This is a genomic window from Bradyrhizobium sp. 613_E4_N2_2, from assembly GCF_052075995.1.
Taxonomy (GTDB): domain Bacteria; phylum Pseudomonadota; class Alphaproteobacteria; order Rhizobiales; family Xanthobacteraceae; genus Bradyrhizobium; species Bradyrhizobium barranii.
Map to the genome: position 1 here is coordinate 7,845,067 of NZ_CP197234.1, position 25,826 is coordinate 7,870,892.

27 protein-coding genes and 1 riboswitch are annotated in these 25,826 nt (G+C 64.4%); of the genes, 12 read left to right on the forward strand and 15 right to left on the reverse strand.

Going from position 1 to position 25,826, the window contains the following annotated elements:
* Positions 1-10: 10 nt before the first annotated feature.
* From AB7290_RS37160 to AB7290_RS37190, 7 genes are all read right to left on the reverse strand, one after another.
* Entirely contained in the window at positions 11-1,219 is a 1,209-nt protein-coding gene (locus AB7290_RS37160) for a vWA domain-containing protein (RefSeq protein ID WP_085398488.1), read from the reverse strand.
* A complete protein-coding gene (locus AB7290_RS37165; protein WP_085398487.1) occupies positions 1,216-2,082 on the reverse strand; it encodes an AAA family ATPase in 867 nt (288 codons plus the stop codon). Before AB7290_RS37165 ends, AB7290_RS37160 begins: the two co-directional genes overlap by 4 nt.
* Positions 2,083-2,084: 2 nt before the next feature.
* Positions 2,085-4,505 carry an aerobic carbon-monoxide dehydrogenase large subunit gene (locus AB7290_RS37170; RefSeq protein ID WP_085398486.1) on the reverse strand — a complete coding sequence of 807 codons (2,421 nt, stop codon included), beginning with the start codon at positions 4,503-4,505 and terminating at the stop codon, positions 2,085-2,087.
* Positions 4,502-5,002: a (2Fe-2S)-binding protein gene (locus AB7290_RS37175; RefSeq protein ID WP_063985567.1), complete on the reverse strand. Its 501-nt coding sequence runs from the start codon at positions 5,000-5,002 to the stop codon at positions 4,502-4,504. Before AB7290_RS37175 ends, AB7290_RS37170 begins: the two co-directional genes overlap by 4 nt.
* Before the next feature lie 13 nt (positions 5,003-5,015).
* Positions 5,016-5,879: an FAD binding domain-containing protein gene (locus tag AB7290_RS37180; protein WP_085398496.1), complete on the reverse strand. Its 864-nt coding sequence runs from the start codon at positions 5,877-5,879 to the stop codon at positions 5,016-5,018.
* Between the two features lie 365 nt (positions 5,880-6,244).
* A complete protein-coding gene (locus tag AB7290_RS37185) occupies positions 6,245-7,447 on the reverse strand; it encodes an MHYT domain-containing protein (protein ID WP_085403431.1) in 1,203 nt (400 codons plus the stop codon).
* 100 nt (positions 7,448-7,547) lie between these two features.
* On the reverse strand, positions 7,548-8,105 hold the full coding sequence (locus AB7290_RS37190) for a 6,7-dimethyl-8-ribityllumazine synthase (RefSeq protein WP_071909551.1): 558 nt from the start codon (positions 8,103-8,105) through the stop codon (positions 7,548-7,550).
* Between the two features lie 74 nt (positions 8,106-8,179).
* Positions 8,180-8,355, reverse strand: a riboswitch (FMN riboswitch).
* A 387-nt stretch (positions 8,356-8,742) separates the two neighbouring features.
* Between AB7290_RS37190 and AB7290_RS37195 the strand changes: the two genes are divergently transcribed.
* Together AB7290_RS37195 and proC are read left to right on the forward strand one after the other, a co-directional pair.
* Entirely contained in the window at positions 8,743-9,243 is a 501-nt protein-coding gene (locus AB7290_RS37195; RefSeq protein ID WP_028169834.1) for a YbjN domain-containing protein, read from the forward strand.
* Between the two features lie 191 nt (positions 9,244-9,434).
* Entirely contained in the window at positions 9,435-10,271 is an 837-nt protein-coding gene (proC, locus tag AB7290_RS37200) for a pyrroline-5-carboxylate reductase (protein ID WP_244623315.1), read from the forward strand.
* 150 nt (positions 10,272-10,421) lie between these two features.
* Here proC and AB7290_RS37205 read toward each other — a convergent pair whose 3' ends face one another.
* From AB7290_RS37205 to AB7290_RS37225, 5 genes are all read right to left on the reverse strand, one after another.
* A complete protein-coding gene (locus AB7290_RS37205) occupies positions 10,422-10,814 on the reverse strand; it encodes a thioesterase family protein (RefSeq protein WP_063985570.1) in 393 nt (130 codons plus the stop codon).
* 206 nt (positions 10,815-11,020) lie between these two features.
* A complete protein-coding gene (locus tag AB7290_RS37210; RefSeq protein WP_071909549.1) occupies positions 11,021-11,269 on the reverse strand; it encodes a tautomerase family protein in 249 nt (82 codons plus the stop codon).
* 55 nt (positions 11,270-11,324) lie between these two features.
* Complete coding sequence (gene hisS / locus AB7290_RS37215; protein ID WP_085403339.1) at positions 11,325-12,977, reverse strand: histidine--tRNA ligase; 1,653 nt, start codon at positions 12,975-12,977, stop codon at positions 11,325-11,327.
* A gap of 84 nt (positions 12,978-13,061) precedes the next feature.
* A complete protein-coding gene (locus AB7290_RS37220; protein WP_085403432.1) occupies positions 13,062-13,586 on the reverse strand; it encodes a YegJ family protein in 525 nt (174 codons plus the stop codon).
* Between the two features lie 138 nt (positions 13,587-13,724).
* Positions 13,725-14,807 carry a branched-chain amino acid aminotransferase gene (locus AB7290_RS37225; protein ID WP_085403340.1) on the reverse strand — a complete coding sequence of 361 codons (1,083 nt, stop codon included), beginning with the start codon at positions 14,805-14,807 and terminating at the stop codon, positions 13,725-13,727.
* A 336-nt stretch (positions 14,808-15,143) separates the two neighbouring features.
* Between AB7290_RS37225 and AB7290_RS37230 the strand changes: the two genes are divergently transcribed.
* The 3 genes from AB7290_RS37230 to AB7290_RS37240 are packed head-to-tail and all read left to right on the forward strand — an operon-like array spanning position 15,144 to position 17,821.
* Positions 15,144-15,686 carry a MarR family winged helix-turn-helix transcriptional regulator gene (locus tag AB7290_RS37230; protein WP_063985573.1) on the forward strand — a complete coding sequence of 181 codons (543 nt, stop codon included), beginning with the start codon at positions 15,144-15,146 and terminating at the stop codon, positions 15,684-15,686.
* Positions 15,683-16,414, forward strand: a complete 732-nt coding sequence (locus AB7290_RS37235) for a response regulator (protein ID WP_028169830.1) — start codon at positions 15,683-15,685, stop codon at positions 16,412-16,414. The genes AB7290_RS37230 and AB7290_RS37235 overlap by 4 nt, the downstream gene beginning before the upstream one ends.
* Positions 16,415-16,432: 18 nt before the next feature.
* On the forward strand, positions 16,433-17,821 hold the full coding sequence (locus AB7290_RS37240; protein WP_028151545.1) for an ATP-binding protein: 1,389 nt from the start codon (positions 16,433-16,435) through the stop codon (positions 17,819-17,821).
* 169 nt (positions 17,822-17,990) lie between these two features.
* On the opposite strand, the gene AB7290_RS37245 is transcribed toward AB7290_RS37240, so the two are convergent.
* Both AB7290_RS37245 and AB7290_RS37250 read right to left on the reverse strand, forming a co-directional pair.
* Positions 17,991-18,521, reverse strand: a complete 531-nt coding sequence (locus AB7290_RS37245) for a DUF3617 domain-containing protein (protein ID WP_063985575.1) — start codon at positions 18,519-18,521, stop codon at positions 17,991-17,993.
* Positions 18,522-18,551: 30 nt separating this feature from the next.
* On the reverse strand, positions 18,552-18,845 hold the full coding sequence (locus AB7290_RS37250) for a hypothetical protein (RefSeq protein WP_063985576.1): 294 nt from the start codon (positions 18,843-18,845) through the stop codon (positions 18,552-18,554).
* 183 nt (positions 18,846-19,028) lie between these two features.
* On the opposite strand from AB7290_RS37250, the gene AB7290_RS37255 reads away from it, so the two are divergent.
* From AB7290_RS37255 to AB7290_RS37270, 4 genes are all read left to right on the forward strand, one after another.
* The gene (locus tag AB7290_RS37255; protein ID WP_063985577.1) at positions 19,029-19,490 is read left to right on the forward strand and encodes a hypothetical protein; all 462 of its coding nucleotides are present in this window, start codon (positions 19,029-19,031) and stop codon (positions 19,488-19,490) included.
* 122 nt (positions 19,491-19,612) lie between these two features.
* Positions 19,613-20,332, forward strand: coding sequence for a ribonuclease T2 family protein (locus tag AB7290_RS37260; protein WP_085403341.1), 720 nt, complete (start codon positions 19,613-19,615; stop codon positions 20,330-20,332).
* A 179-nt stretch (positions 20,333-20,511) separates the two neighbouring features.
* Positions 20,512-21,372, forward strand: a complete 861-nt coding sequence (locus AB7290_RS37265; protein WP_085403342.1) for a 23S rRNA (adenine(2030)-N(6))-methyltransferase RlmJ — start codon at positions 20,512-20,514, stop codon at positions 21,370-21,372.
* 254 nt (positions 21,373-21,626) lie between these two features.
* A complete protein-coding gene (locus AB7290_RS37270; RefSeq protein WP_063986700.1) occupies positions 21,627-21,842 on the forward strand; it encodes a cold-shock protein in 216 nt (71 codons plus the stop codon).
* Positions 21,843-21,927: 85 nt separating this feature from the next.
* Here AB7290_RS37270 and AB7290_RS37275 read toward each other — a convergent pair whose 3' ends face one another.
* On the reverse strand, positions 21,928-22,551 hold the full coding sequence (locus AB7290_RS37275; RefSeq protein ID WP_014491976.1) for an outer membrane protein: 624 nt from the start codon (positions 22,549-22,551) through the stop codon (positions 21,928-21,930).
* A gap of 249 nt (positions 22,552-22,800) precedes the next feature.
* Here AB7290_RS37275 and uvrC point away from each other — a divergent pair, with 249 nt between their 5' ends.
* The 3 genes from uvrC to moaD all read left to right on the forward strand — a co-directional run bounded on the left by uvrC (position 22,801) and on the right by moaD (position 25,826).
* Entirely contained in the window at positions 22,801-24,864 is a 2,064-nt protein-coding gene (gene uvrC, locus AB7290_RS37280; protein WP_085403343.1) for an excinuclease ABC subunit UvrC, read from the forward strand.
* A gap of 96 nt (positions 24,865-24,960) precedes the next feature.
* On the forward strand, positions 24,961-25,578 hold the full coding sequence (gene pgsA / locus AB7290_RS37285) for a CDP-diacylglycerol--glycerol-3-phosphate 3-phosphatidyltransferase (protein WP_014491974.1): 618 nt from the start codon (positions 24,961-24,963) through the stop codon (positions 25,576-25,578).
* Positions 25,575-25,826, forward strand: coding sequence for a molybdopterin converting factor subunit 1 (gene moaD / locus AB7290_RS37290; protein WP_015688556.1), 252 nt, complete (start codon positions 25,575-25,577; stop codon positions 25,824-25,826). The genes pgsA and moaD overlap by 4 nt, the downstream gene beginning before the upstream one ends.

Below are 25,826 nucleotides of genomic sequence, written 5' to 3' on the forward strand. Positions count from 1 at the left end.
GGAAGCCTCCTCAAAGCTTCGCTAAATAGGGTTCGAGCGCTCGCAGGCTGCTCAGCGAATTCGCGGGCGCATAGAGATCGACATGCGGCAACGCAGCTCTTATGCCCCGCGCTTCGGGCGTGTAGCCCTCCCACGCCATCATCGGGTTGAGCCAGACAATGCGGCGACAGCGCCGGTGCAGCGCCGCCATCTCGCGGCCAAGCAATGCGGCATCGCCGGTCTCGTAGCCGTCGGACACGATCATCACGCAGCTGCGGGAATGGATCACGCGCGCGGCGTGCCAGCGATTGAAGGTTTGCAAGCACTCGCCGATCCTGGTGCCGCCGCCCGCGCCTTGCGCCATGATCGAGAGCCGGTCGAGCGCGCGGCCGGCGTCCTTCTCCTTCATCGCGTCGGAGACGTAGGCGAGGCGCGTGTGGAACAGGAACGCCTCGGCCTCACGGAACTGGTCGAGCACACCGTGGATGAAGCGCAAGAAGACTGCCGTGTACATGCTCATCGAGCCCGAGGCATCGAGCAGCACGACCAGCCGCAACGGCTTGTCCTTGCGCTGGCGTTTCACCAGGCTGATGGGAACGCCGCCATGGCTGATGTTGCGGTGAATCGTGCGGCGGAGATCAAGCCGGTAGCCACGCCGGCGCGCCAGATCGCGCCGGGTCAGCCGCGTCCGCATTGCCTTGGCGAGCGCTGCTGCGGCCTCATGGGCCTGCGCGACCTGGTCTGGATCGCTCAGCTTTCGGAAATCGACCTCGGCAAAATTGTCGGCGCGTGAAGCACCTTCCATGCGGCCCTCGCCGGAACGGCCTTCCGGCGCGTCGTCGGAGGACGGAAGCTGGTCTACGGCGGACTGGTTACTGCCCTGCTCCGCCGCGGCATCCTGCAAGCTCTTCAGCGAGGGATTGCTGGCGCCCGGTGTTGATCCAATCGTGCGGGAGCGCGAGCGCACGCGCTTGCCCAACCAGAACGCGTCGAACAGACCGTCGAACTTGTCCCAGTCGGATTTGCGTGCCGAGAACAGGTGCTTGAACGCCGTGCGCAGCAGACCCGGCCGCGCCGCATAGCCCGATGATATCAGCGTCGCCGCATCCTGCCCTTCGGCGAGCCCGACGCGAAAGCCGGCCTCGCGTAGCGTGCGCAGGAACGCCGCAAGCTTCGCGGAGACGAGGCGCGAGACCTCGTTGAGGTCATCATATCCGGGGCTGGAGCCACAGCAGCTCATGCGACCTTTCCCAGCAGGCGCTGTGTCACCTCTGGCGTGACACGGGCGCGGTCTTCGTGAGTCTTCAACAGGCAGACGAGCGTCTCATGCACAATCTCGGGTGCGTCGTGAAGATTGGTTACGTCGAGGCCGACGAGAGCTGCCGCCCAATCCAGCGTCTCCGCCACGCCCGGGACTTTTCGCAGCTCCTCCTTGCGCACACCCTCGACCATGCGCGCGATCTGGAGCGACAGCGACGGGCTCGCGCCCATGACGCGCGCCAGGATGATGCGGGTCTCGCGGTCGACGTCGGGATAGTCGACATAGTGATAGAGGCAGCGCCGGCGCAACGCGTCGGAGAGCTCGCGCGTGCCGTTCGAGGTCAGCACGACATGCGGGATGGTGATTGCGGGAATGGTGCCGAGCTCGGGGATCGAGACCTGGAAGTCCGAAAGCAGCTCCAGCAGGAACGCCTCGAACTCGTCGTCGGCGCGGTCGATCTCGTCGATCAGCAGCACCGGCGCCTTCGGCCGACGGATCGCGGCGAGCAAGGGGCGCTCGAGCAGGTATTTTTCCGAGAACACCTGGTCCTCGATGCTATCGCTGCCGCGATGGGCCTGGATCGCCAGCAATTGCCGCTGGTAATTCCACTCGTAGAGCGCGGAGGACTGATCTAGGCCCTCGTAGCATTGCAGCCGGATCAGCTCGGTCGCATGCACTTTTGCAAGTGCTTTCGCCACTTCCGTCTTGCCGACGCCCGCCTCGCCCTCGAGCAGCAGCGGACGCCGCAACAATTGCATCAGCGAGATCGCAGTCGCGAGGTCCGCATCGGCGATATAGCCCGATGCGGCCAGCGCTTGCGCGATCTCATCACGGCCCTTCATCGCTACGCCACCGCGCCCAGATCCTTCGCCGCCTTCCAGTTGCGCCAGAAATCATGCGGCATCTGGATGTGCGTGCTGCCCAGGAACGAGAACGCGTCGTTGACGGCATTGGAGAAGGCCGGCACACCGCCGACATTCGGGCTTTCGCCGACGCCCTTGGCGCCGATCGGGTGATGCGGCGACGGGGTGACGGTGAAGTCGGTTTCCCAATGCGGCGTCTCCACCGCAGTCGGCATGAAGAAATCCATAAACGAGCCGGTGACGACGTTACCTACCTCGTCGTAGCGGATCTCCTGGCCCATCGCGATGGCGAAGGCTTCGGTCAGGCCGCCATGCACCTGCCCCTCGATGATCATCGGGTTGATCCGGGTGCCGCAATCGTCGAGCGCATAGAAGCGCCGGACCTTGTACACGCCGGTATCGACGTCGATGTCCATCACGCAGAGATAAGCGCCGAACGGATAGGTCATGTTGGGCGGATCGTAATAGCTCACCGCTTCCAGTCCCGGCTCCATGCCCGGCGGCACCGAGTTGTACGCCGCCCAGCAGATGTCCTTCATCGACATGAACTTCTCCGGCAGGCCCTTCACCCGGAAGCCGTCGATGTCGAATTCGAGATCGTCCTCGTGGACCTCGAGCTTGTAGGCCGCGATCATCTGCGCCTTGGCCTTGATCTTTCGCGCGGCCATGGCGATTGCGGCACCCGCGACCGGCGTCGAGCGTGAGCCGTAAGTGCCGAGCCCATAGGGCGCGGTGTCGGTGTTGCCCTCCTCCACCATGATGTTATCGGCGGGAATGCCGATCTCGGTGGCGATGATCTGGGCCCAGGTGGTCTCGTGGCCCTGGCCCTGGCTTTTTGAACCGACCCGCGCGATGCCGGCCCCGGTCGGATGCATCCGGATCTCGCAGGAGTCGAACATCGCAATGCCGAGGATGTCGCAGTTCTTCGACGGGCCAGCACCGACGATCTCGGTGAAGAAGGAGATGCCGAGCCCCATGATCTCGCGGGTCTCCCCCCGCGCGAACGCGGCACGCTTCTCCGCCTGCTCCTTCCGGAGCGCGGCGTAGCCGGTCGTCTCCATCATCTTGCGCATGGCGGTGTGGTAGTCGCCGGAATCGTATTCCCAGCCGAGCGCCGAGTGATAGGGGAACTGCTCCGGCTTGATGAAGTTCTTCAGCCGGAGTTCAGCGGGGTCCATGTTGAGCTTCTGCGCCAGAATATCCATGGCGCGCTCGATGCAGTAGGCCGCCTCCGTGACGCGGAACGAGCAACGGTAGGCGACGCCGCCCGGCGCCTTGTTGGTGTAGACGCCATCGACAGCCAGATGTGCGGTCGGGAAGTCATAGGAGCCAGTGACGATGTTGAAGAAGCCGGCCGGCCATTTCGACGGGTCGGCGCAGGCGTCGAACGCACCGTGATCGGCGAGCACGTGGACGCGAAGGCCGGTGACCTTGCCGTCCTTGGTCGCGGCGATCTCGGTGGTCATGTGATAGTCGCGCGCGAACGAGGTCGCGGTGAGGTTCTCGATGCGGTCCTCGACCCATTTCACCGGCTTGCCGGTGACGATGGAGGCCACCGCCGCACAGATATAACCGGGATAGGCGCCGACCTTGTTGCCGAAGCCACCGCCGATGTCGGGCGCGATCACGTGGATCTTATGCTCCGGAATTTTTGCGATCAGCGCCACCACGGTGCGGATCACGTGCGGGGCCTGGAAGGTGCCGTAGATCGTCAGCTCGCCCTTGATCTTGTCAAAAGAGCAGACGCACTGGCAGGTTTCGAGCGGCGACGGATGGGTGCGGTGATAAGAGATCATCTCCTTGATCGTGACCTCCGCCTTCCTAAAGGCGGCGTCTGTGAGGTCCTTGTCGCCGACGGTCCACTCGAAGATGTGGTTGTCGTGCTTGCGCGGACCATGCGCGCCGGACATCTTGCCGACGAGATCCTCGCGCAGCACCGGCGCGTTCGCGTCCATCGCCTTGAAGGGATCGACCAGCGGCGGCAGCGGCTCGTATTCGACGATGACCGCGTTGATGCCGTCATCGGCCGCATAGCGGTCGGTGGCGACGACGAAGGCGACCTCCTGATTCTGAAACAGCACCTTGCCGTCGGCCAGAACCATCTGCACGTCGCCGGCCAAGGTCGGCATCCAGGCGAGGTTCACGGTCTTCAGCGTCTCGGCGGTGATCACCGCGAGCACGCCGGGCACCTTCAGCGCCGCGCTGTCGTCGATCTTCTTGACGCGCGCATGCGGGTGCGGCGAGCGGACGAAGTCGCCGTGCAGCATGCCGGGCAGCTTGACGTCGTCGACGTAATTGCCCTTGCCTTGGGTGAAGCGGATGTCCTCGACGCGCTTGCGCTTGCAGCCCATGCCTTCGAGTGCGGCGGTGCGTTGTTCCCGCGTGGGAGTGAGGTCGTTCATTCTGCGGCCTCCTGGAATTCCACGCCGTTGATCTTTGCGGCGGCGTATTGAATGGCTTTGACGATGTTCTGGTAGCCGGTGCAGCGGCAGATGTTGCCGGAGATGCCCATCCGGATTTCCGGCTCGCTCGGCGAGGGATTTTCCTTCAGCAGCCGATGCGCGCGGACGATCATGCCGGGCGTGCAGAAGCCGCATTGCAGGCCGTGCATCATGCGGAAACCTTCCTGCAAGGCCGACAGCGTGCCGTCGGCGTTGGCCATGCCTTCGATCGTGGTGATGTCGGAGCCATCGGCCTGCACCGCGAACATGGTGCAGGACTTCACCGACATGCCGTCGATGTCGACGGTGCAGGCGCCGCAATGCGTGGTCTCGCAGCCGATATGGGTGCCGGTCATCTGCAGATTCTCGCGGATGAAATGCACCAGCAGCGTGCGCGGCTCGACGAGGCCTTCGACCTCGGCGCCGTTCACCTTCATGGTGACGTGTGTTTTAGCCATCGATCCCCCTCCCTTACTTCGCGACAGCGGCGGCGCGCTGAAGCGCGCGCGTCACCATGATGCCGCCGACATGTTTTCGGTATTCGACCGGGCCGCGGGCATCCGCAGCTGGTGCCATGATCGCTGCGGCCGCAGCGGCGGCCTTCTTCAACGTCGCCGCATCGAGGCTGGTGCCAATCACGGCCTTGGCGGCATCGGCAGCCAGCAGCGGCGTCTCGTGGACGTTGGTGAGCCCGATCGCGCAGGTCGCGACCTTGCCGCCGGACATGGTGAGAACCACGGCGGCGGCGGCGGTGGCGTAGTCACCGACCTTGCGCTTGAGTTTTTCGTAGGCGTAGCCGTGGCCGGCCGCGGGCACGGGAACCGAGACGGAGGTCAGGATCTCGCCGGGCTCGAGCGCGGTGAAATAGGCGCCCTGATAGAAGTCGGCCGCCGCGACGTCGCGGGAGCCACCCGGGCCTTCGAGGCGATAGGTTGCCCCCAAGGTCATCATCAGCGCCGGCATGTCATTGCCGGGATCCCCATTGGCGACATTGCCGCCGATCGTGCCGCGGTAGCGCACCTGCGGGTCGGCGATCAGCAGTGCCGCTTCATGCAGGATCGGCATCGACTGGGCGATTTCGTCGGAGGCCAGCAGCTCGTGCTGGGTGGTCATCGCGCCGATGACAAGATTGTTGCCGTCGCGGCTGATGCCCTTGAGGGCGGCGATGCCGTGCAGGTCGATCAGATGGGCGGGGGTGGCGAGCCGAAGCTTCATCATCGGCACCAGACTGTGCCCGCCGGCCAGCGGCCGGGCATCCTCGCCGAGGTCTGCCAAGAGCTTGACGGCATCGGCGACACTCGCCGGCCGGTGATAGCTGAATGAGCCTGGGATCATCATCTCCTCCTCGTCGTCCTCTTGCGCGTGACGGCGCGGACGTTGGAGGGGACGGTCACTCCGAGAGGGGCAACCCGCAATCATTCGGGCACGGAACAGCGGATTTCGCACGAGTTGCGGCGGGGAACGCACGAATTGCGTCAGGTGAGGCGACGTATGGCGCGGCGGCCACCTACCCTCCCCTGGAGGGGGAGGGTCGACCGCGCGAAGCGCGGGCGGGGTGGGGTGATCTCTCCACTCGGGGGGTATTCATCGCGGAGGGACCGTCACCCCACCCCGCTCCGCACTACGCTCCGCTCCATGCGAAGCGACCCTCCCCCTCCAGGGGAGGGTAAGAAAGAACGCGCCTCCCGTGCGGCCCGACTCTACGCGTGCCGCCGGTTCGCTAGGCCCAACCTTGCCTTCACCTCAGCTATCTTGGCACGGCTGACCGGGACCCGATGCGGCGACGGACCGTCGAGCTCGAGCACGGCGCCATCCCCCTCTTTGCGGACCAATGCGACATGGGGGATGGCAACGATATGGCTGCGGTGCACCCGGAGGAACAACGAGGGATCGAGCTGGGCCTCGGCCTCCGAGATCGACCAGGGGCACATTCGCTCGCGGGTGCCGTCGTGAACACGGGTGTAATGCGCATCGGCCCGGACGCTGCGGACATTGGCTGTCTCGATGAAGTGCGTGCCGTCGGCGCTCTCGACCGGCAACCGGGGAACCGGCGTGCGGGGCGGCTGGCCGAGACCGCCGAGCGGGGCCACCGGGCGCGGAGCTGCAGCCGGCGCAGCGATCAGTTCGATGGCGGCCGCCGCGACCGGCGAAGCAGCCGGTTCGGCAGCAACAGAGGTCGACGTCTGACGCCGCTGGTCGGGAACCAGCGACAGCAGGAAGCCGGCTGCGATGACGAAGCACAGCACCGCAACGATGATCGACAGGATTTGCTGCGACGCGGCAAGACCGCCGCCGGCATGGTGATGCGCCGCGCCGGTCAGCGGCTCGAAATGCATGCCGAGCATCGCCGTGTAATGCATGCCGGAGACGGCGATGCCGAACGCAACCGAACTGACGATCAGCCGGACGCCCTCCTGCTGCGCCAGGAAGGCGCGCAAACCACCATAGGCGGTGACGATCGCGACCACGACCGAGAGCAGCACCATGGTCCGGTCGTGGACGATGCCGAAGTGACCGGCGAGACCATGAATGCCGACATAATGCATGCTGGCGATGCCGACGCCGAGCAGGACCGCCGACGAGGCCACTCGCTTCAGGGATGGCTCGCCGATCGAGACAAAGAAAAGAGAAATGCCGACCACCAGCGCGCAGATCAGGAACGAGATGATGGTGGGAAGAACGAGATAGACCGTGTCCGGCGGCAGCGGCGCGGCCAGCATGCCGACGAAATGCATGGTCCAGATGCCGACGGCCAGAAATGCCGCCGCACCCGCGAGCAGAACGCGGTTGCTGACGCCGGGCGTGTTGCGGATGCGAGCAGCAAGCGCAAAGCCGGTATAGCCACCCAGACTCGCGATCGCCACAGAGAGCGCGACGAGATAGGGATCGTGTCCTTCGAACATGATCTTGTCGGCCGCCCGTCTCCACGGCACGGCCTCCTCCCGCCGCCGACTTTATAGGGACGGCGACGGGATTGACAATCAGCGGCGTGTGAGCGGACGGCTACACAATGCCCGCCGCGACCTGACCGCGCAGGCGCTCCAGGCCGAGCAATGTCTCGGCACAGGCTGCGGCGACCTCGACGCCCTTGATCGCAAAATGCCTGCGGAAGAAATCGTAGTGCACCTCGGTCTCGTGGAATTGCTGCGGCGTCAGCACCGCCGAGAACACCGGCACCTCGGTGCGCAGCTGCACGTCCATCAGCGCCTTGATCACGGTGTCGGCGACGAACTCGTGTCGGTAGATGCCGCCGTCGACGACGAGGCCCGCCGCGACGATCGCGGTGTAGCGCCGCGTCTTGGCGAGGATCTGCGCATGCAGCGGGATCTCGAACGAGCCCGGCACCTCGAACACGTCGACATGATTGAGGTGACGTGCGGCCGCCTCCTTCACGAAGGCGATGCGGGCCTCCTCGACCACGTCGCGGTGCCAGCAGGCCTGCACGAAGGCCACCCGCTGCGGTTTCGCGAAGCGCGGATGCTCGGGTGCCGGATCCTGCGGAACCGGCGGTTGGGTGACTTCGGAAGTTTCGGTTTGGGGGTCTTGCAACATCTGATTCATGGCTTTCCTTCAAAGGACCAGAATCAGGGCACACGGAACGACAAGCAGCCGCACCTTGCGATGCGTCTGCCACCGACCGTTCTCTTTCATCCGGACTTTAACCGTCGGCTTCGGAGTTGCACCGAATCTGCTGACCCTTCCCTTCGGCAAAATTCCTTTTCAGGAAGATCCTTGGGGGAAGGCGCTCGCGGGCTTGGGCCTTGCGACCCTTACCGCCGGTGGGGACTTTCACCCCGCCCTGAGAACATCGGCCGCCCGGGATGAACGGCCTGACCGGAAATATGACGCCACCCGGCGGCCGCAGCAAGCGCGTTCCGCATGAAAAACCGCATGGTCCCATGCCGCCATGACGGGTGTGGCCTCGCCCGGCGGAATTAACGATTGGCGCGCCATCGGCGAATCCGATTCCGATTTGTTCTCATTCGTTAAGAATTGTGGCGGAGATGAGCTGTGGACGAACGAGTCCTGGCTTGTGGACGGACTCGGCAGCCAGTTGCGCAGATTCCGCAAATCACATCACTTGATCCGCGATAGGCTCGCGCTGATCCGAGGGGATCGCGACAGCGACGTTGAGGGAGCGCGCCGGGCCGACCGAGTGCGTATCAAAGACAACAAAAAGGCAAGAGGTCGAGACGGAATGTCCCTGCTCGAAGGCACTATCGATTCCAGAAATCACCCGCTCGCGGTGGTCGAGGACATCGCTGCCAGCAACAACTGGCCGTTCGAACGCTCCGGCGAAGACGAGCTCACGATTGTCTCCAAGGGACAATGGACCGACTATCAGATCTCCTTCACCTGGATGGGTGAGATCGAGGCGCTGCATCTGGCTTGCGCCTTCGACATGAAGATTCCGGTTGCACGGCGGAGCGAAGTGCAACGGCTGGTCGCTGCGGTCAACGAGCAATTGTGGGTCGGCCATTTCGACCTGTGGACCAACACCGGCATGATCATGCACCGCCAGGCCCTGGTGCTGCCGGGCGGGCTCACCGCCTCGACCGCGCAATGCGAAGCCATGCTCGCCGGCGCCATCCACGCTTGCGAGCGCTACTTTCCGGCGTTCCAGTTCGTGGTGTGGGCCGGCAAGACCACCGCGCAGGCGATGGACGCGGCGATGTTCGACACGGTGGGAGAGGCGTAAGGCCTCTCTCCAAGATGGTGAGGGGCGCGCGCGCCCTCCTCAGCATCGTGCCGGACAGGCGGAGCGCAGATCCGGACCCATACCGCGTGATTTCTCCGTATCGCGCGATGCTTGTTGCTCCGCCCTCCATCCACTAGAACCGCCTGTGGTTATGGGTCCCGGCCTTCGCCGGGACGACACCTTTGTTTGTGGTGACCACAGTGGCAGACAGCAGCACTCTCAAGAACATCACCGGCACCATCCTCCTCGCCGGCGCCGGCAAGATGGGCGGCGCGATGCTGACCGGATGGCTTTCGGGCGGGCTCGATCCGCGCCGCGTCGCGGTGATCGATCCGCACATCTCACCTGAGATCACCGCGCTTGCCGCCAACGGCGTTGCGCTCAATCCCGATGTCAGCGCCGTCGGCACGGTCGAGACTCTGGTCGTCGCGGTGAAGCCGCAGATGTTCCGCGAGGCCGGCGCCAAACTGAAGCAATTCGTCTCGGACAAGACCTCGGTGGTCTCGATCATGGCGGGAACCACGATCGCATCGCTCGAAGAGGTCTGCGGTGGCGCCGTGGTGCGCGCGATGCCGAACACGCCGGCCGCGATCGGTCGCGGCATCACGGTCGCCGTCGCGGCGAAGAACGTCAGCACCACGCAGCGCGCGGTAGCCGATGCGCTGCTGCGTGCCACCGGCTCGGTCGAATGGGTCGAGGATGAAGGCCTGATGGATGCGGTCACCGCGGTGTCCGGCTCAGGCCCGGCCTATGTGTTCCTGCTCGCCGAAGAGCTCGCGCGCGCCGGCGTCGAGGCCGGACTGCCCGAGGCGCTGGCGACGAAGCTTGCACGCGAAACCGTCGCCGGCTCTGGTGAACTTCTGCACCAGTCGGAGCTTCCCTCCAGCACGCTACGCCAGAACGTCACCTCGCCCGGCGGCACCACCGCCGCGGCACTCGGCGTGCTGATGGGCGAGCCGGGCCTGCGCGATCTGATGATCCGCGCAATCGCGGCCGCGACGAAGCGGTCGAAGGAGCTGGCGAAGTAAGCAGGTGTCGTAGGGTGGGCAAAGCGGCTTGTCCGCCGAAGCTCGACGAGCGAAGGCGGAAGCGTGCCCACCAACTTCGTTCGCGATCCCGAAAAGATGGTGGGCACGGCGCTTCGCGCCTTTGCCCACCCTACGGCATCGCGCTCGCCGCTACGCCCCGAGCCGCTTGTTGAACATCTCGACATTCACGAGCCCGCGCGCATGGCGGCCCTCGCCGAGCCTGCGCGTGCCCTCGAACGCCTCGACCTCGAAACGGATGACGCGGCGCTCGACCGCGACCACCTTCGCGGTGGTCCGCACCGTCGCACCGACGAGAGCGGCTGCGAGGTGGCGGATGTCGACTTCGGTGCCGACGGTGACCCAGCCCGGCTGAAGCGCGGCGCGGATCGCATCGCCCGACGTCATCTCCATCTCCAGGATCATCATCGGCGTCGCATAGACCATGGGCATGCCGGGCACGAAATGCCCGACCGTCCGCTCGGCCGGCACCACCAGCGTGCGCTCGGCGCTCATGCCGACCTTGATGAAGTCGCGTGCGTCCATGGGGGCCTCAAACTCCGCCGTCGTCCCGGACAAGCGCAGCGAAGCGGAGCGCCGATCCGGGACCCATAACCACAGGGAGTAGTTTGGCGAAGACTCGGAGTTACCAGCTCGCCAAATAACCACTGCCTGTGGTTATGGGTCCCCGCTCCCGTGCGCAATTGCGCACTCGGCGGGGACGACAGTGGAGACTGCCGATATAGCGCTGGCTACTTCTTCGCAGCCGCCGCGCGCTCCACAAACGTCTTGCCGCCCTTCATCTTGTGACGGAGCGGGGCTTCGTTGATCTGGATGACGACGGCATCGGCATCGACGCCGAGATTCTTCACCAGGGCCTGGGTGATGTCGCGCATCATGCCGGCCTTCTGCTCGTCGGTGCGGCCTTCGGCCATGCTGACGGTAATCTCAGGCATCGTTCTCTCCCTTGCGGCCGAACACCGGCCATTGACGGTCGCCATCAAACAAGACGTGGATGCCGGGGACAAGCCCGGGCGTGACGGCCTTCCGGAATGGCTATCCCCACTTTACGTCATGGCGGCCCAGGACTTCGCGCACCTTGGCGACGAGGTCGGCTTCGCTGCACGAGAACTGCGCCGGGCGGCTCTCGCGCCACTCCTGGTTGGAGGCGATCGCGGCGGCGGCCTTGGCGCCTTCGATCAGATCCTTGATCTGCAGCTCGCCGCGCGCCTTTTCATCCGAGCCCTGGATGATCACGCAAGGGCTGTTGCGGCGGTCGGCATATTTGAGCTGGTTGCCCATGTTCTTGGGATTGCCGAGATAGAGCTCGGCTCGGATGCCGGCAGCGCGCAAGGACGCCACCATTTTCTGATAGTCGGCGACGCGGTCGCGATCGAACACGGTGACGACGACGGGGCCGAATTCGGGCCGCGTGTCGAGCTTGCCGAGGAGCGTCAGCGCGGCCTGAAGCCGTGATACGCCGATCGAGAAACCGGTCGCCGGCACCGGCTCGCCGCGGAAGCGCGAGACGAGGCCGTCGTAGCGGCCGCCACCACCGACGGAGCCGAACCGCACGGGCCGGCCCTTTTCATCCTTGGTCTCGAGCAGCAGCTCGACCTCAAGTACGGAACCCGTGTAATATTCGAGACCGCGGACGACTTCGGAAGCAATACGTATCCGCTGAGAGCCATAACCAGCCGACGTCAAGATAGAACAAATCTGCTCAAGCTCCTCTAGCCCCTGTAATCCGGTTGGAGAATTCAGAAGTGGTCGCCAATTTGTGAGCAAAGTGTCGTTAGAAAAGAAGTAGCCGGGGGCACCATCATCTGCGGCCCAAGCTTGATTGTCGGACAAATGCTGTTTGAACTGCGCGGGACTTAAGCACCAGTCGTCTTCGTAGGGCTGGTTGTCGCTATCAACTCTTACCCAAGACTCATTGTGTCCGCCTGCAACACGAAAGACTATCTCCATTTGATCTGGAGTAAGGCCCGCGCCCTTAGTAAAATCCCCTTTGCCTTCCTCACCGCCATCCCAACGACCAGGTCCGAGCAGTTTCCTGATGTCGTCGGTTGAAAACTTATCAAGTTTATCGATTGTCCTCAGAACGGTGAGCCTACGTACCGCATTTTCTTCGCCGCCCAGTCCAATGGATTCCAATACCCCATCAAATATCTTGCGACTATTGATCTTCACTACGTAGGAGCCGCGAGGAACTCCCAATGCCTCCATCGTGTCCGCGGCCATCATGCACATCTCTGCATCCGCCGCCGGCGTCGCCGAGCCGACCGTGTCGGCATCGAACTGCATGAACTGGCGGAAACGGCCGGGGCCGGGCTTCTCGTTGCGGAACACGTAGCCGACGCGGTAGCTGCGGTAGGGCAGGACCAGACCGTCGGTGCCGTATCGCTCGCCGACATAGCGGGCGAGCGGCGCGGTCAAATCGTAGCGCAAGCTGATCCACTGCTCGTCGTCGTCCTGGAACGAGAACACGCCCTCGTTCGGACGGTCCTGATCGGGCAGGAACTTGCCGAGCGCGTCGGTGTATTCCATCGCCGGCGTTTCCACGGGCTCGAACCCGTAGAGCTCGTAGACGGTGCGGATCTTCTCGACCATCTCGCGCGTCGCCCGGATCGCGGCGGGGTCGCGATCCTCGAGCCCGCGCGGCAGGCGCGCCTTCAGTTTCTGGGGTTTTTTGGGTTTCTCGGCCATGCGCGGCGTTTACCAGCCGACGCGCGGTGCGGCAACCGAAGTTCGCTTTACTTCGCCCCGCTTGCGGGGAGAGGGGAAGAGAATCTACGGCTGCTCCATCCGGGCCCTCAGGGCATCCGCGTCGGCCTTTGGCAGCGACTTCAGCGTCGGCTTGATGGTTTCGCCTCCGACGATCTTGCCGTTGCGCATGAACATCCAGTCTGAAATGTCCGCTTCGCTGAACTTGACCGCGTCGCCGGCCCGTTTGCCCGGCAGATCGCGCGGCTCGTTGGCGAAGAGGCCCGAATAGGTACCGTTCGGCAGCTTCTTCACGTCACCGATCCAGATATGCTCTCCGCCCCTGCGGGTCGAAAAGCGCACCTTCAAGGCGTGCCCGCTCTCCGACGGCTTTGGCGCGTCATAGGACGCCCAGAAGGTGGGAAGCGTACCGCGGGCGCGCGCGATCGCGGTGTTCATCTCGGGATCGGTGGTGCGCACGTCGACGATCGGCGAGCGGTCTTGCGCTACGACCTCCGGCATGGGCCCGATGGTCAGGATGCCGAAAACGCTGACGCCGGTGATTGCGGCGAGAACGACCCATTTCATGGGCTGGGAGAGTTTTGTTGCCATGTTCGCGATGTCCAGGATGCTTCGATGTCTCCTGGCTTTGTCGCGTGTCGGCAGCAGCATGTTCATAGCGCAATAAGCCACAAACGTTGCGCGTTTCCCCTCTCCCTTGTGCGAGAGGGGAAACGTAATCGCCGTCGATCAAAACACCTTGCGGATCCAGTTGTGCGGATCGTTGGTGCGGCCGTACTGGATGTCGATGAGCTGCTTGCGCAGGCCCGTGGCGACGGGGCCGGCGGCGCCGCCGCTGATCTCGAAATCGCCGCTCACCGAACGCACCTTGCCGATCGGCGAGATCACGGCAGCGGTGCCGCAGGCGAACGCTTCCTTCAGCTTGCCGCTCGCCGCATCCTTGCGCCACTGGTCGAGCGAGTACGGCTTCTCGCGCACCGTCTTGCCGGCATCCTTCGCGAGCGCGATGATGGAGTCGCGGGTGATGCCGGGCAGGATCGTGCCGAGCGGCGGCGTCGAGAGCGAGCCGTCCTCGAACACGAAGAAGACGTTCATGCCGCCGAGCTCCTCGATGTAGCGGCGCTCGACCGCGTCGAGGAAGACGACCTGATCGCAACCGTGCTGGATCGCTTCGGCCTGCGCACGCAGGCTCGCGGCATAATTGCCGCCGCACTTGACGGCGCCGGTGCCGCCGATCGCGGCGCGGGTGTAGTTCTCCGAGACCCAGATCGAGACCGGCGCAGGTCCGCCCTTGAAATAGGAGCCAACCGGCGAAGCGATCACCGCGAAGATGTATTCGGACGACGGCTTGACGCCGAGGAAGGTCTCGCTCGCGATCATGAAGGGGCGCAGATAAAGGCTGCCCTCGCCACCCGGCATCCAGGCGCGGTCGATGCGCACGACCTGCTCCACCGCCTCGATGAAGACGTCCTCGGGCAGCTGCGCCATCGCCATGCGGTCGGCGGAATCCTTGAAGCGGCGCGCATTGGCGTCGGGGCGGAACAGGTTCACACCGCCGTCGTCACGCTTGTAGGCCTTGAGGCCTTCGAAGATTTCCTGCGCGTAGTGCAGGACCGCGCCGGCCGGATCGAGCTGGAAGTTGGCGCGCGCCTCGATGCGTGCTTCGTACCAGCCGCCCTTGGCCTGGTTGTAGCGGACGATCGCCATGTGATCGGTGAAAACCCGACCGAAGCCGGGGTCCACCAGCTTGGCGACGCGGTCCTTCTCGGATGTCGGATTGGATGCGGGCTGGATGTCGAATTTCATACTCATGTCCTTGCCTCCCGCTGCCGGTAGCGGCGCTGTTCTGGCGCCCGCCTGCCCTGTTTGGGCCCGGCTGGCTTGATTAGGTTGTGGCTGGACCGCCGCCAGCCTTGTTACGGCCGGTTTCCGTGGCCAGCATGTCGCCGAGGACATGCTTTTGCGGAACGCGGAAGTCCAGTATGTTTTGCCGAAATGCCGCTCGACAATCGCACGGTAGATCTGCTTCGGCCGTCGTCGCCTGTCCGGCTCTCTCCGGCCGCTCCTAGAACTGCCACCCGACGCGAAGCGATCTAAAATTTCGTGCGGGCTGATCGTTTTGTAACATTGAACCCAAGATACGTCAATATGCCTGACATAAATTTCGCAACTCCCTCTCAAGACGCAGCCGAGCCGCGGCCGGCCGCAGGCGATGGAGGCAATTTGCGCTGGGATATCATCGAACTGCTGTTCTTCGCCTATCGTGATTTCGTCGGCGATCCCGACCAGGAGCTGGAGGCTTTCGGCTTCGGCCGGGCCCACCACCGGGTCATGCATTTCGTCTATCGCTATCCCGGCCTCAAGGTCGCCGACCTGCTCGATGTCCTGCGCATCACAAAACAGTCGCTCGGCCGCGTGCTCAAGCAGCTCCTGGACGAGGGCTATATCGTGCAGAAGACCGGCGACAATGACCGCCGCCAGCGCCTGCTCTACGCGACGCCGAAGGGCGAGGCGCTGGTGCAGAAGCTCGCCGGGCTCCAGACCACGCGGATCACCAAGGCGCTCGCCGAGTTGGCGCCGCAGGATGCCGATACCGTCAAGCGTTTCCTGCGCGCGATGATCGACCGCGACGATCCGGACAAGGTGCTGGAGACGATCTTCGCCAACGTCAATCAGGACGGAAAGGAGTGAACGTGCCGTTCGCTGCCACGCTCGCCCGCCCGCCGGTAGAACCGGCCGACGATGCGCCGCATCTGCTGCTGGTCGACGACGACCGCCGCATCCGCGATCTGTTGTCGCGCTTCCTCGCCAGCGAAGGTTATCGCGTCACTACCGCCGCAAGCGCCGGCGATGCACGCTCGAAGCTCATGGGGCTGCATTTCGATCTCCTGATCCTCGACGTCATGATGCCCGGCGAGACCGGCTTCGATCTCGCCCGCTTCATCCGGACCTCCTCCTCGGTGCCGATCGTGATGCTGACGGCGCGGCACGAGGCCGAAGCCCGCATCGAGGGCCTGCAGATCGGGGCCGACGATTACGTGGCAAAACCGTTCGAGCCGCGCGAGCTTGCGCTGCGCATCAACAACATCCTCAAGCGCGCCGCACCGCCGCCGCAAACCGCCGCGGTGGAGAAGATCGCGTTCGGCCCTTACGTCTACCATCTCGATCGCGGCGAGCTGCGCCAGGGCGAGGAGGTCATTCACCTCACCGACCGCGAACGCGAGATGCTGCGGATTCTCTCGGAGACCCCGGGCGAGACCGTGCCGCGCAGCGCGCTCACCGGCAATGGCAGCGTCAACGAGCGCGCCGTCGACGTGCAGATCAACCGCCTCAGGCGCAAGATCGAGACCGACCCCGCCAATCCGCTGTTCCTCCAGGCGGTACGCGGGATCGGCTACCGCCTGGTGGCCTCGCCATAAAGCAGTGAAGCGCGACCGATGAGCACGATCGATACCGGCCTGACGCTGTTGAAGAGCGCCGCCGGCCGCGTCTCCGCCGCCAATGGCTGGATGGGCAACGCATTCAAAGGCTGGATGCCGACCGGCCTCTATGCCCGCGCGCTGCTCATCATGATCGTGCCGATGGTGATCCTGCAATCGGTCGTCGCCTTCGTGTTCATGGAGCGGCACTGGAACACGGTGACGCGCCGCCTGTCGGCTGCCGTCGTGCAGGACATCGCCGCGCTGATCGACGTCTACAAGGGCTATCCGCAGGACAAGGACCGCAACGAGATCCGCCGCATCGCCCAGCAGCGCCTCGGCCTCGTCGTCGACTTCCTCCCCGCCGGCGACATGCCGCCGCCGGGCCCAAAACCGTTCTTCTCGCTGCTCGACCAGACGCTGTCGGTGCAGCTCGGCCGCCAGATCGGACGCTCGTTCTGGATCGACACCGTCGGCCGCTCCAACCTCGTCGAGATCCGCATCCAGCTCGACGATGCCGTAATGCGCGTGTTCGCGCAGCGTAGCGCCGCCTATGCCTCGAACTCGGAGATCTTCCTGTTCTGGATGGTCGGCACGTCCTCGATCCTCCTGATCGTAGCCGTGCTGTTCCTGCGCAACCAGATCAAGCCGATCCTGCGGCTGGCAGACGCCGCCGAGAGTTTCGGCAAGGGCCGCGAGGCGCCGAACTTCAGGCCGCGCGGCGCGCGCGAGGTACGGCGCGCGGCGGTCGCCTTCCTCGAGATGAAGTCACGCATCGAGCGCACGATGGAGCAGCGCACCGCGATGCTAGCCGGCGTCAGCCACGATCTGCGCACCATCCTGACCCGGTTCAAGCTCGAGCTGGCGCTGATTGGCGACAACCCAGAGCTTGAGGGCATGCGCAAGGACGTCGACGAGATGTCGATGATGCTGGAGGACTACCTTGCGTTTGCCCGCGGCGATTCCGGCGAGCAGTCGCAGCCGACCGACATGGCGCAGGCGCTCGAGGAGCTGCGCAGCGACGCCGAGCGCCACGGCCACACCGCGACCGTCGCGTTCCACGGTCTGCCCGTGGTGACCGTGAAGCCGGCCTCGTTCAAGCGCTGCCTCGCCAACCTCGTCACCAACGCGGCGCGCTACGGCAAGAGCATCGCCATCAACGGCCAGCGCGATCACCGTTATTTGACCGTCACGGTCGAGGACGACGGCCCCGGCATTCCCGCGCACTTGCGCGAAGAGGTGTTCAAGCCGTTCCTGCGGCTCGACAACGCCCGCAACCAGGACGAAGGCGGCACCGGCTTGGGGCTAGCCATCGCCCGCGACATCGCGCGCTCGCATGGCGGCGACATCACCCTCGGCGACAGCCCGATGGGGGGATTAAGGGCGAGTGTCCGGATTCCGGTGTAGGCGGCTCTTCCTTCTCCCCTTGTGGGAGAAGGTGGCGCGAAGCGCCGGATGAGGGGTTGTTTCCGCGAATTCAGAAGTAAGAGAGTCACGCGCGGAGAGATACCCCTCACCCGTCTCGCCGCTACGCGGCGAGACACCCTCTCCCACAAGGGGAGAGGGGAAGACAAACCTACTTCGGCAGCAACGCCTTCAACTTGTCCATGTCGCGCACGTTCATCTTGAAGCCGCCGGGCATCACGATGTCGCCGGGCTTCTGGTCGGGCTTGCAGGCCCCGAGCCACTTGGCTTCGAGCTGCATCGTGGTGTCGCGGCCTGCTGCGCCGGCGGCGCCGCCTTGTGCATGCGACGAGGTCTTCACCGTATAGGCCGAGTTGAAATCGCCGGTGATCTCGGCATGCGAGGTCGTGCTGATGCCGGCGACGTTGCACTCGGAATCACTGACATAGCCGGTCGCGGTCTTCTTGATGTCCTGCTTGGCGCAGATCTGCTTGGCCATCGGGGAGACGTTGTTGTTCATCTCCTTGTCGACGGTCTCGTCGGTGCAGTGCTGCATGGTCATCTCGGGCATGGGCGTGCCGGTCCTGACCATCTTCATTTCCCAGAGACCGGCCTTGCGCACCGGCAGATCGTCGGCGCTGGCGCTGCCTGCCGACACCACAAGACAAAGGGCCGAGCCGAGCAAAGCGAGCTTGCGCGTCATGTGGGAAGCTCCCGACGTTCCGAAAGCGCCTCAGTACAGCGTACGGATCGGCTGTTGGGCAGCGCCATAGGGCACCCAACGGCAGGAGAACGAGATATAGCCGCCCTCAAAGGCCTGCACCGCGAGGAATTTCACGACCTTGCCGTAGCGCGCGCAGTGATCGACCGCGACCTGCCGCGCATCAGCCTGGGTCGCCAGCGAATAAGCGATGATGCCGCCGGTGTCGTTGCCCTTGAACGGAGGCACCGGAAGGAGATCGGCGCGTGCCGACTGGCTGGCCATCATCCCCAGGGCAAGAAAGCCCGCGGCCGCAATGATTCGCATTCCCGTTACTCCAATTGGTTGGGACCAGTTTACGGTGCCGGGAGGTCCATGAAAAGAACTGATGCCCCGCCGGCTGCGAGGTTGGGGTCAACTCTTGGCCAAGTGTTGCCGCGCTGCACTTGACCTGCCCCGGCCTTCGCGGCACCGTCCATCCTTCGCAAGACCCAGCTGTCCGGATTGCCCATGCGCGCCCTCCCCCTGAAATCGCTCCGCTTTGCCACCTTGCTTGGCCTCATGTTCGGGGCGCTGTCGCTCGGTGAGGCCAGGGCCGCCAATCCGCTGGAGCTGAACTTCTGGCTGAACGGGCCGCGCTATGACGGCGCCGTCGTCGATTGCGAGAGGGCGCTGCCGACCATCGCCACCCAGTTCTGGGAGAAGGAAAGCTCGTTCTGGAATTCCTCGTTGAAGATCACCGGCTTCGCCGCCGTTCACGAGATCGCGTTCCGGCCCTGGCAGTCTGACAACATTCCGCGCCGCTATTGCACCGGCGACGCCATGCTCAATGACGGAAAGGTGCGCAAGGTGCATTTCTCGATCATCGAGGATGGCGGCTTCTCCGGCTACGGCAATGGTGTGGAATGGTGCGTGGTCGGGCTCGACCGCAACTGGGCCTACAATCCGTCCTGCCGCGCCGCCAGGCCCTGAGGCTCGATCGAAAGGCCTGAATCGGACTGATCAGGCGCCTGACGGGCCGGCCCGAATTTTGTTCTTGAAATGTTCTTGTTGCCTGCTAGGCTGACTGCACAGTCTAGTTGAGGGGCGTCGCCATGTTTCATTTTAGATTGCATTCGTTCACCCGTCTCGTGATCTCACTGACCCTCCCCCTGGTTCTGGCCGCCGGGCTGGTCGCGCTGCCGGGCGGCGCGAAGGCCCAGGACAAACGGCAGAACGCGCCCGGCGAATTCGACTTCTATGTGCTGTCGCTGTCATGGTCGCCCTCCTTCTGCGAGGAGGCGTCCGAGCGCAACCGCGGCGGCGGCGGTGGTCGCTCGCAGATGCAGTGCAGCGGGCGGCCCTACGCGTTCGTGGTGCACGGGCTGTGGCCGCAATATGAGAATGGCTTCCCTGAATATTGCCAGCGGCCCTCGCCACGCCTGAACCGCAACATCGTCTCTTCGATGCTCGATTTGATGCCGGCGCCGGGGCTGATCTTCAACGAGTGGGACAAGCACGGCACCTGCTCCGGGCTCGACAGCCGCAATTATTTCGAGACGATCCGAAAGGCGCGCGCCGCGATCAAGATCCCGGCGGAATATCTCGAACTGTCGCAGGCCAAGACCGTGGCGCCGGGCGAGGTGGAGGAAGCCTTCATCAAGGCCAATGCGGGCCTGAGCAACGCGGCCATCTCGGTCACCTGCAACCGGACCCGGCTCTCGGAGGTCCGCATCTGCCTCAGCAAGGACCTGCAATTCCGGGCCTGCGAGGAGATCGAGCGCCGCGCCTGCCGCCGCGACCAGGTGACGATGCCGCCGATCAGAGGTGGCTAGTCCAACTGCTCATGCCCCGTACGCCGCGCCGCTTCGGCGGTGCGCTGCAGAATCGGGGCCTATGCTGCATGGGAATCCAGACCCGGGCCCTGGCCCGCAACGCTAAGAGCGTTGCAGCGCGTCCGGGACAGACGCGCATGCCGCTTTGCTCAAGCCGTGACGTAGCGTAGTCCTGTCTCATGAACTACCGTCACGCCTTCCACGCCGGAAACTTCGCCGATGTCATCAAGCACATCGTGCTCGCGCGCATCATTACTTACCTCCAGGACAAGCCGGGGGCATTCCGTGTCATCGACACCCATGCCGGCGCCGGCCTCTATGATCTCGAAAGCGACGAGGCGCGCCGCAGCGGCGAATGGCTGACCGGCATCGCGCGGCTGATGCAGGCGCGCCTGTCGAACGACGCCGTGGCGCTGGCCAAGCCCTATCTCGACATCGTTCGTGCCTACAATCCGAAGGGCGAACTCAAGGCCTATCCGGGTTCGCCGCTGATCACGCGCGGCCTGCTGCGGCCGCAGGACCGCCTCGTTGCCTGCGAGCTTGAGCCGAAGGCGCGCAAGGCGCTGATCGGTGTGCTGCGCCGCGACGAACAGGCGCGCGTGGTCGATCTCGACGGCTGGGTCGCGCTGCCGGCCTTTGTGCCACCGAAGGAACGGCGCGGGCTCGTGCTGATCGACCCGCCGTTCGAGGCGAAAGACGAGTTCGAAAAGCTCGGCGACGCCTTCTCGGCGGCTTTCGTGAAATGGCCGACCGGTATCTATGTAATCTGGTACCCGGCCAAGAGCCGACGCGCCACCGACACGCTGGTGCAATCAGTGGCGCGGCTCGCAGCCGCAGCAAAACCGCCAGGAAAATGTCTGCGTCTCGAATTCAGTGTCGCGCCGCAGCTTGATGGCGCCGCCCTCACCTCCGCCGGATTGTTGATCGTCAATCCGCCGTACACGCTGCATGGCGAGCTCAAGACGATCCTGCCCGAGCTGGAGATACCGCTCGGACAGGGCGGAGCTGCCAGATTCCGATTAGAGGTGCCGAGGCCGTAACACACCGGCATTCTTGGGAAAAAGATGCAGGAGCGGTAGTCAATCTGCAGAGAACCGTATTATGCTGTTTCCGTGACTGGCTTTACGTTCCGCTTCCGCGAATGGTTGCGGCGGAGTGAAGGCCTAAGAAAGATCCGATCGGACCGAAAGAAAGGTCCGCCCAAGGATGGCCAGCTCCCGGGCTTCGTAAGGCCCGGTCATGTCGTGACGTGAGTCTGCGTCGCGACGGAGGAGCAATGAGGGGGAGTTTCCCGATGGCCATGACGGGAACGGTCAAGTTTTTTAACGGCGAGCGCGGCTACGGTTTCATCAAGCCCGACGACGGCGGGCGCGACGTCTTCGTGCACATTACTGCTGTGGAGCGGGCGGGACTGAAAGATCTCGCCGAAGGACAGCGCATTACTTTTGAAGTCGAGCCGGACAAGAAGGGGAAGGGACCAAAGGCAGTCAATTTGGTCATCGTCTCCTAGAGCGTTTTCGAGCGAACACCTGGCGAAAAAAATCCCGGCCGCGAGCGGCCGGGAGGCTATTGTCCGGTATTTTCTTCTTCAACTATCAGAAGTGATAGTTCACGCCGGCGCGCACAACGCTGGCGCTATAGCCGTTTGACACGCCGGTAATTGCGAACTGGCTCGTCGACAGATCGATGTAGAGATATTCGAGCTTGGCGCTCCAGTTCGGCGCGAAGCCGACTTCCGCGCCGGCACCGATGGTCCAGCCTGCGGTGGTGTGCGACTCCGTCCAGCCGAATGTCTGCGCGCGCAGTTCGCCGAAGGCGAGGCCGGCGGTGCCGTAGAACAGCACGTTGCTGAAGGCATAGCCCGCACGGCCGCGCAGCGTGCCGAACCAGGGGTTGGAGAACTTCCACGGCGCGAAGGTGTCATCAGCGCCCGCGGCCTGGATATCGCCCTCGACGCCGAACACCCATGGACCGTTCTGGAAATTGTAGCCGGCCTGTACACCGCCGACGAAACCGGAGGGCTTGACGGGCGAGTTACTCACCGAGCCCCACTCATAGCCGAGATTGGCACCGAGATACGGACCGGCCCAACTATAGGCATTGAGCGGCTGATTGACGGTGTAGGGCGCACCCTGCCCGTAATTGAGATCGGCGGCCTCTGCCGAAGCTGTCCAGCCGGCTGCAACCAACACGGCTGCGCCTACAACGAACCCCCTCATCGGTACTCTCCAACGCAACGGCCGCCCCCCGCGATGCCTGCGCCGCCGCGCAAGGCAAAATCGCATGGTTACGGAACCTCCTCTTTTTCGCGTAAGATTTATCGAGAGTTTTAAGTTAAAGGCCTGTTAAGCCGGGTTACCACGCTCTTAACAGGCTTAAGCAAGTGTTACCCGGACCCGCGCCGCCATCCTGTGTGTGCCGCAAGGCTGGAACTTCAAATCGGCACCCCCAGCGCTTAAATTCGCATCATGGCTCACGATTCCACCGACAATCCGGACGACGCACGCGCGCGCAAATCTCCGCGCGGCACGACGGCCGACGCCCCGCCGGAGAGCCTGGCGCCGCCGGACCTCGATCCCGCCACCACCGCTGGCGAGGACGAGGACGACGCGCTGCTGCCTGACATCCTGGAGGAGAGCGGCGCGGTCGGCGAAGAGCCGCTGGCGACCGGCCATGAAGCGATCGAGCGCGCGGTCCGCCTCGCGCCCACCTCGCCGGGCGTCTATCGCATGCTCAGCGCCAATGCCGACGTGCTCTATGTCGGCAAGGCCAAGAACGTCAAAAAGCGCCTGTCGAACTATGCGCGCCAGAGCGCGCCGCAACCGGCGCGCATCCTGCGCATGATCGCAGCCACGGTGACCGTGGAGATCGTCTCGACCAACACCGAGACCGAAGCGCTGCTCCTGGAAGCCAATCTCATCAAGCAGCTCCGGCCGCGCTTCAACGTGCAGCTGCGCGACGACAAGTCGTTTCCCTACATCCTGATCACCGGCGACCATTGGGCGCCGCAGATCCTCAAGCATCGTGGTGCGCAGTCGCGGCCCGGCCGCTATTTCGGCCCGTTCGCTTCCGCCGGCGCGGTCAACCGCACCATCACCGCCTTGCAGCGCGCGTTCCTGATCCGCTCCTGCACCGATTCCTTCTTCGAGAGCCGCTCGCGGCCCTGCCTGCTCTACCAGATCCGCCGCTGCGCCGGCCCCTGTACCCGCGAGATCGATTTCCCCGGCTACACGACGCTGGTGCGCGAGGCGACTGACTTCCTCTCCGGCAAGAGCCAAGCGGTGAAGCAGGAGCTTGCCGGCGAGATGGAGAAGGCCTCCGGCGAGCTCGAATTCGAGACCGCGGCACTCTACCGCGACCGCCTCGCCGCGCTGTCGGCGATCCAGTCGCAGCAGGGCATCAATCCGCGCACGGTGGAAGAAGCCGACGTGTTCGCCATCCACCAGGAGGGCGGCTTCTCCTGCGTCGAAGTGTTCTTCTTCCGCACCGGACAGAACTGGGGCAACCGCGCCTATTTCCCGCGCGCGGAGAAGACCTATACGCCGGAGGAAGTGCTGGGGTCGTTCCTCGCCCAGTTCTACGACGACAAGCCGCCGCCGAAGAACATCCTGCTCTCGCACGAGATCGAGGAGAGCGAGCTGCTCGCCAACGCGCTGTCGATCAAGGCCGGCCACAAGATCGAGGTCACGGCGCCCAAGCGCGGCGAGAAGAAGGAGCTGGTCGCCCACGCGCTGACCAATGCGCGCGAGGCGCTCGGCCGCAAGCTCGCGGACACCGCGACGCAGAGCCGGCTGCTCGACGCCATGGCCACGACGCTGAGCCTGCCGCATTCGCCCAAGCGCATCGAGGTCTACGACAACAGCCACATCCAGGGCACCAATGCGGTCGGCGCAATGATCGTCGCCGGCCCCGATGGTTTCGTGAAGAACCAGTACCGCAAGTTCAACATCAAGTCGGAAGGGCTCACGCCGGGCGACGATTACGGCATGATGAAAGAGGTGCTGGAGCGCCGCTTCAAGCGCCTGATCAATCCGCCCGAGGACGCCGCCGGCAAGGCCAAGGACGACGACTTCCCGCAATGGCCCGACCTCGTGATCATCGACGGCGGTCGCGGCCAGCTCAACGCCGTCCGGGAGATCTTTACGAATCTCGGCCTGACCCAGGTGTCGCTGATGTCGGTCGCCAAGGGACCGGACCGGGATGCCGGCCGCGAAACCCTGTTCATGCCGGAGCGCGAGGCAATCAAGCTGGAGCCGCGCGATCCCGTGCTTTACTTCATCCAGCGCCTGCGCGACGAGGCCCACCGCTTCGTCATCGGCTCGCACCGCAAGCTGCGCAAGAAGGACATCCGCGAGGCCGGTTTGCAGGAGATTCCGGGCATCGGCCCGTCACGCAAACGTGCCTTGCTGCACCATTTCGGAACCCTGAAGGAGATCGAGCGGGCCTCGATCGCCGATCTCGGCAAGGTTCCGGGGGTGAGCGCCGAGAGCGCTCGCAGGATTTTCGACTATTTCCATCCCCAGCCGGGGTGAACTAAGGGAGCCGCGGTCATATGGTCGTCGCATGCTGCACCTCATTTGGGGAGCGGGACGGTTGACCTTCAGGCACGAGCGGTATTGGTAGGACGGATGAACATCGCCACGACACGAGGGACGACCAGCCGCGCGATGTCCCTCCCGAACATCCTGACCTATGGCCGGATCGCCGCGATCCCGGTCGTGGTCGGGTGCATCTATGCACAATCGATTCTGGATCAGCCGCTGTGGCTGCGCTGGGTCGCGGTCGCCATCTTCATCGCGGCAGCAGTGACCGATTACCTCGACGGCTATTACGCGCGGATCTGGAATCAGCAATCGGCGTTCGGCCGGATGCTCGATCCGATCGCCGACAAGCTGCTGGTGGCCTCCTGCCTGCTGATGCTGGCCGCCGACGGCATCATCCATGGCTGGTCGCTATGGGCCGCCATCGTGATCCTGTGCCGCGAGATCCTGGTCTCGGGCCTGCGCGAATATCTCGCCGCGCTGCGGGTGAGCGTTCCCGTGACCAAGCTTGCGAAGTGGAAGACGACCGTTCAGCTCATCGCCATCGGCTTCCTGCTCGCTGGCCCGGCCGGCGATGAGGTGGTGCCCGTGGTCTCGATGATCGGGCTGGCGCTGCTCTGGGCGTCAGCGATCCTCACCATCTACACCGGCTACGACTATTTCCGCGCCGGCATCCATCACCTCATCAAGGAGGATGAGGCATGAAGGTGAAGTACTTCGCCTGGGTGCGCGAACGCGTCGGCAAGGCCGAGGAGACCATAGAGCCGCCGGCGACCGTGCGCACCGTCGAGGAGCTGATCGCCTGGCTGTCCGGCCGGAGCGAGGCCTATGCCTACGCCTTCGAGAAGCCGAAGGTGATCCGCACCGCGATCGATCATGCCCACGTCAAATCGGACGCCGCGATCGCGGGCGCCCGCGAGATCGCGTTTTTCCCGCCGATGACCGGCGGCTAG

What these genes read in the sequence shown, in the direction of transcription:
- AB7290_RS37160 (WP_085398488.1), bottom strand. Translation starts at nt 1,219, where the DNA reads ATGAGCTGCTGTGGCTCCAGCCCCGGATATGATGACCTCAACGAGGTC.
- AB7290_RS37165 (WP_085398487.1), bottom strand. Translation starts at nt 2,082, where the DNA reads ATGAAGGGCCGTGATGAGATCGCGCAAGCGCTGGCCGCATCGGGCTAT.
- AB7290_RS37170 (WP_085398486.1), bottom strand. Translation starts at nt 4,505, where the DNA reads ATGAACGACCTCACTCCCACGCGGGAACAACGCACCGCCGCACTCGAA.
- AB7290_RS37175 (WP_063985567.1), bottom strand. Translation starts at nt 5,002, where the DNA reads ATGGCTAAAACACACGTCACCATGAAGGTGAACGGCGCCGAGGTCGAA.
- AB7290_RS37180 (WP_085398496.1), bottom strand. Translation starts at nt 5,879, where the DNA reads ATGATCCCAGGCTCATTCAGCTATCACCGGCCGGCGAGTGTCGCCGAT.
- AB7290_RS37185 (WP_085403431.1), bottom strand. Translation starts at nt 7,447, where the DNA reads ATGTTCGAAGGACACGATCCCTATCTCGTCGCGCTCTCTGTGGCGATC.
- AB7290_RS37190 (WP_071909551.1), bottom strand. Translation starts at nt 8,105, where the DNA reads ATGAATCAGATGTTGCAAGACCCCCAAACCGAAACTTCCGAAGTCACC.
- AB7290_RS37195 (WP_028169834.1), top strand. Translation starts at nt 8,743, where the DNA reads ATGTCCCTGCTCGAAGGCACTATCGATTCCAGAAATCACCCGCTCGCG.
- AB7290_RS37205 (WP_063985570.1), bottom strand. Translation starts at nt 10,814, where the DNA reads ATGGACGCACGCGACTTCATCAAGGTCGGCATGAGCGCCGAGCGCACG.
- AB7290_RS37210 (WP_071909549.1), bottom strand. Translation starts at nt 11,269, where the DNA reads ATGGCGACCGTCAATGGCCGGTGTTCGGCCGCAAGGGAGAGAACGATG.
- hisS (WP_085403339.1), bottom strand. Translation starts at nt 12,977, where the DNA reads ATGGCCGAGAAACCCAAAAAACCCCAGAAACTGAAGGCGCGCCTGCCG.
- AB7290_RS37220 (WP_085403432.1), bottom strand. Translation starts at nt 13,586, where the DNA reads ATGGCAACAAAACTCTCCCAGCCCATGAAATGGGTCGTTCTCGCCGCA.
- AB7290_RS37225 (WP_085403340.1), bottom strand. Translation starts at nt 14,807, where the DNA reads ATGAGTATGAAATTCGACATCCAGCCCGCATCCAATCCGACATCCGAG.
- AB7290_RS37230 (WP_063985573.1), top strand. Translation starts at nt 15,144, where the DNA reads ATGCCTGACATAAATTTCGCAACTCCCTCTCAAGACGCAGCCGAGCCG.
- AB7290_RS37240 (WP_028151545.1), top strand. Translation starts at nt 16,433, where the DNA reads ATGAGCACGATCGATACCGGCCTGACGCTGTTGAAGAGCGCCGCCGGC.
- AB7290_RS37245 (WP_063985575.1), bottom strand. Translation starts at nt 18,521, where the DNA reads ATGACGCGCAAGCTCGCTTTGCTCGGCTCGGCCCTTTGTCTTGTGGTG.
- AB7290_RS37250 (WP_063985576.1), bottom strand. Translation starts at nt 18,845, where the DNA reads ATGCGAATCATTGCGGCCGCGGGCTTTCTTGCCCTGGGGATGATGGCC.
- AB7290_RS37255 (WP_063985577.1), top strand. Translation starts at nt 19,029, where the DNA reads ATGCGCGCCCTCCCCCTGAAATCGCTCCGCTTTGCCACCTTGCTTGGC.
- AB7290_RS37260 (WP_085403341.1), top strand. Translation starts at nt 19,613, where the DNA reads ATGTTTCATTTTAGATTGCATTCGTTCACCCGTCTCGTGATCTCACTG.
- AB7290_RS37265 (WP_085403342.1), top strand. Translation starts at nt 20,512, where the DNA reads ATGAACTACCGTCACGCCTTCCACGCCGGAAACTTCGCCGATGTCATC.
- AB7290_RS37270 (WP_063986700.1), top strand. Translation starts at nt 21,627, where the DNA reads ATGGCCATGACGGGAACGGTCAAGTTTTTTAACGGCGAGCGCGGCTAC.
- AB7290_RS37275 (WP_014491976.1), bottom strand. Translation starts at nt 22,551, where the DNA reads ATGAGGGGGTTCGTTGTAGGCGCAGCCGTGTTGGTTGCAGCCGGCTGG.
- uvrC (WP_085403343.1), top strand. Translation starts at nt 22,801, where the DNA reads ATGGCTCACGATTCCACCGACAATCCGGACGACGCACGCGCGCGCAAA.
- pgsA (WP_014491974.1), top strand. Translation starts at nt 24,961, where the DNA reads ATGAACATCGCCACGACACGAGGGACGACCAGCCGCGCGATGTCCCTC.
- moaD (WP_015688556.1), top strand. Translation starts at nt 25,575, where the DNA reads ATGAAGGTGAAGTACTTCGCCTGGGTGCGCGAACGCGTCGGCAAGGCC.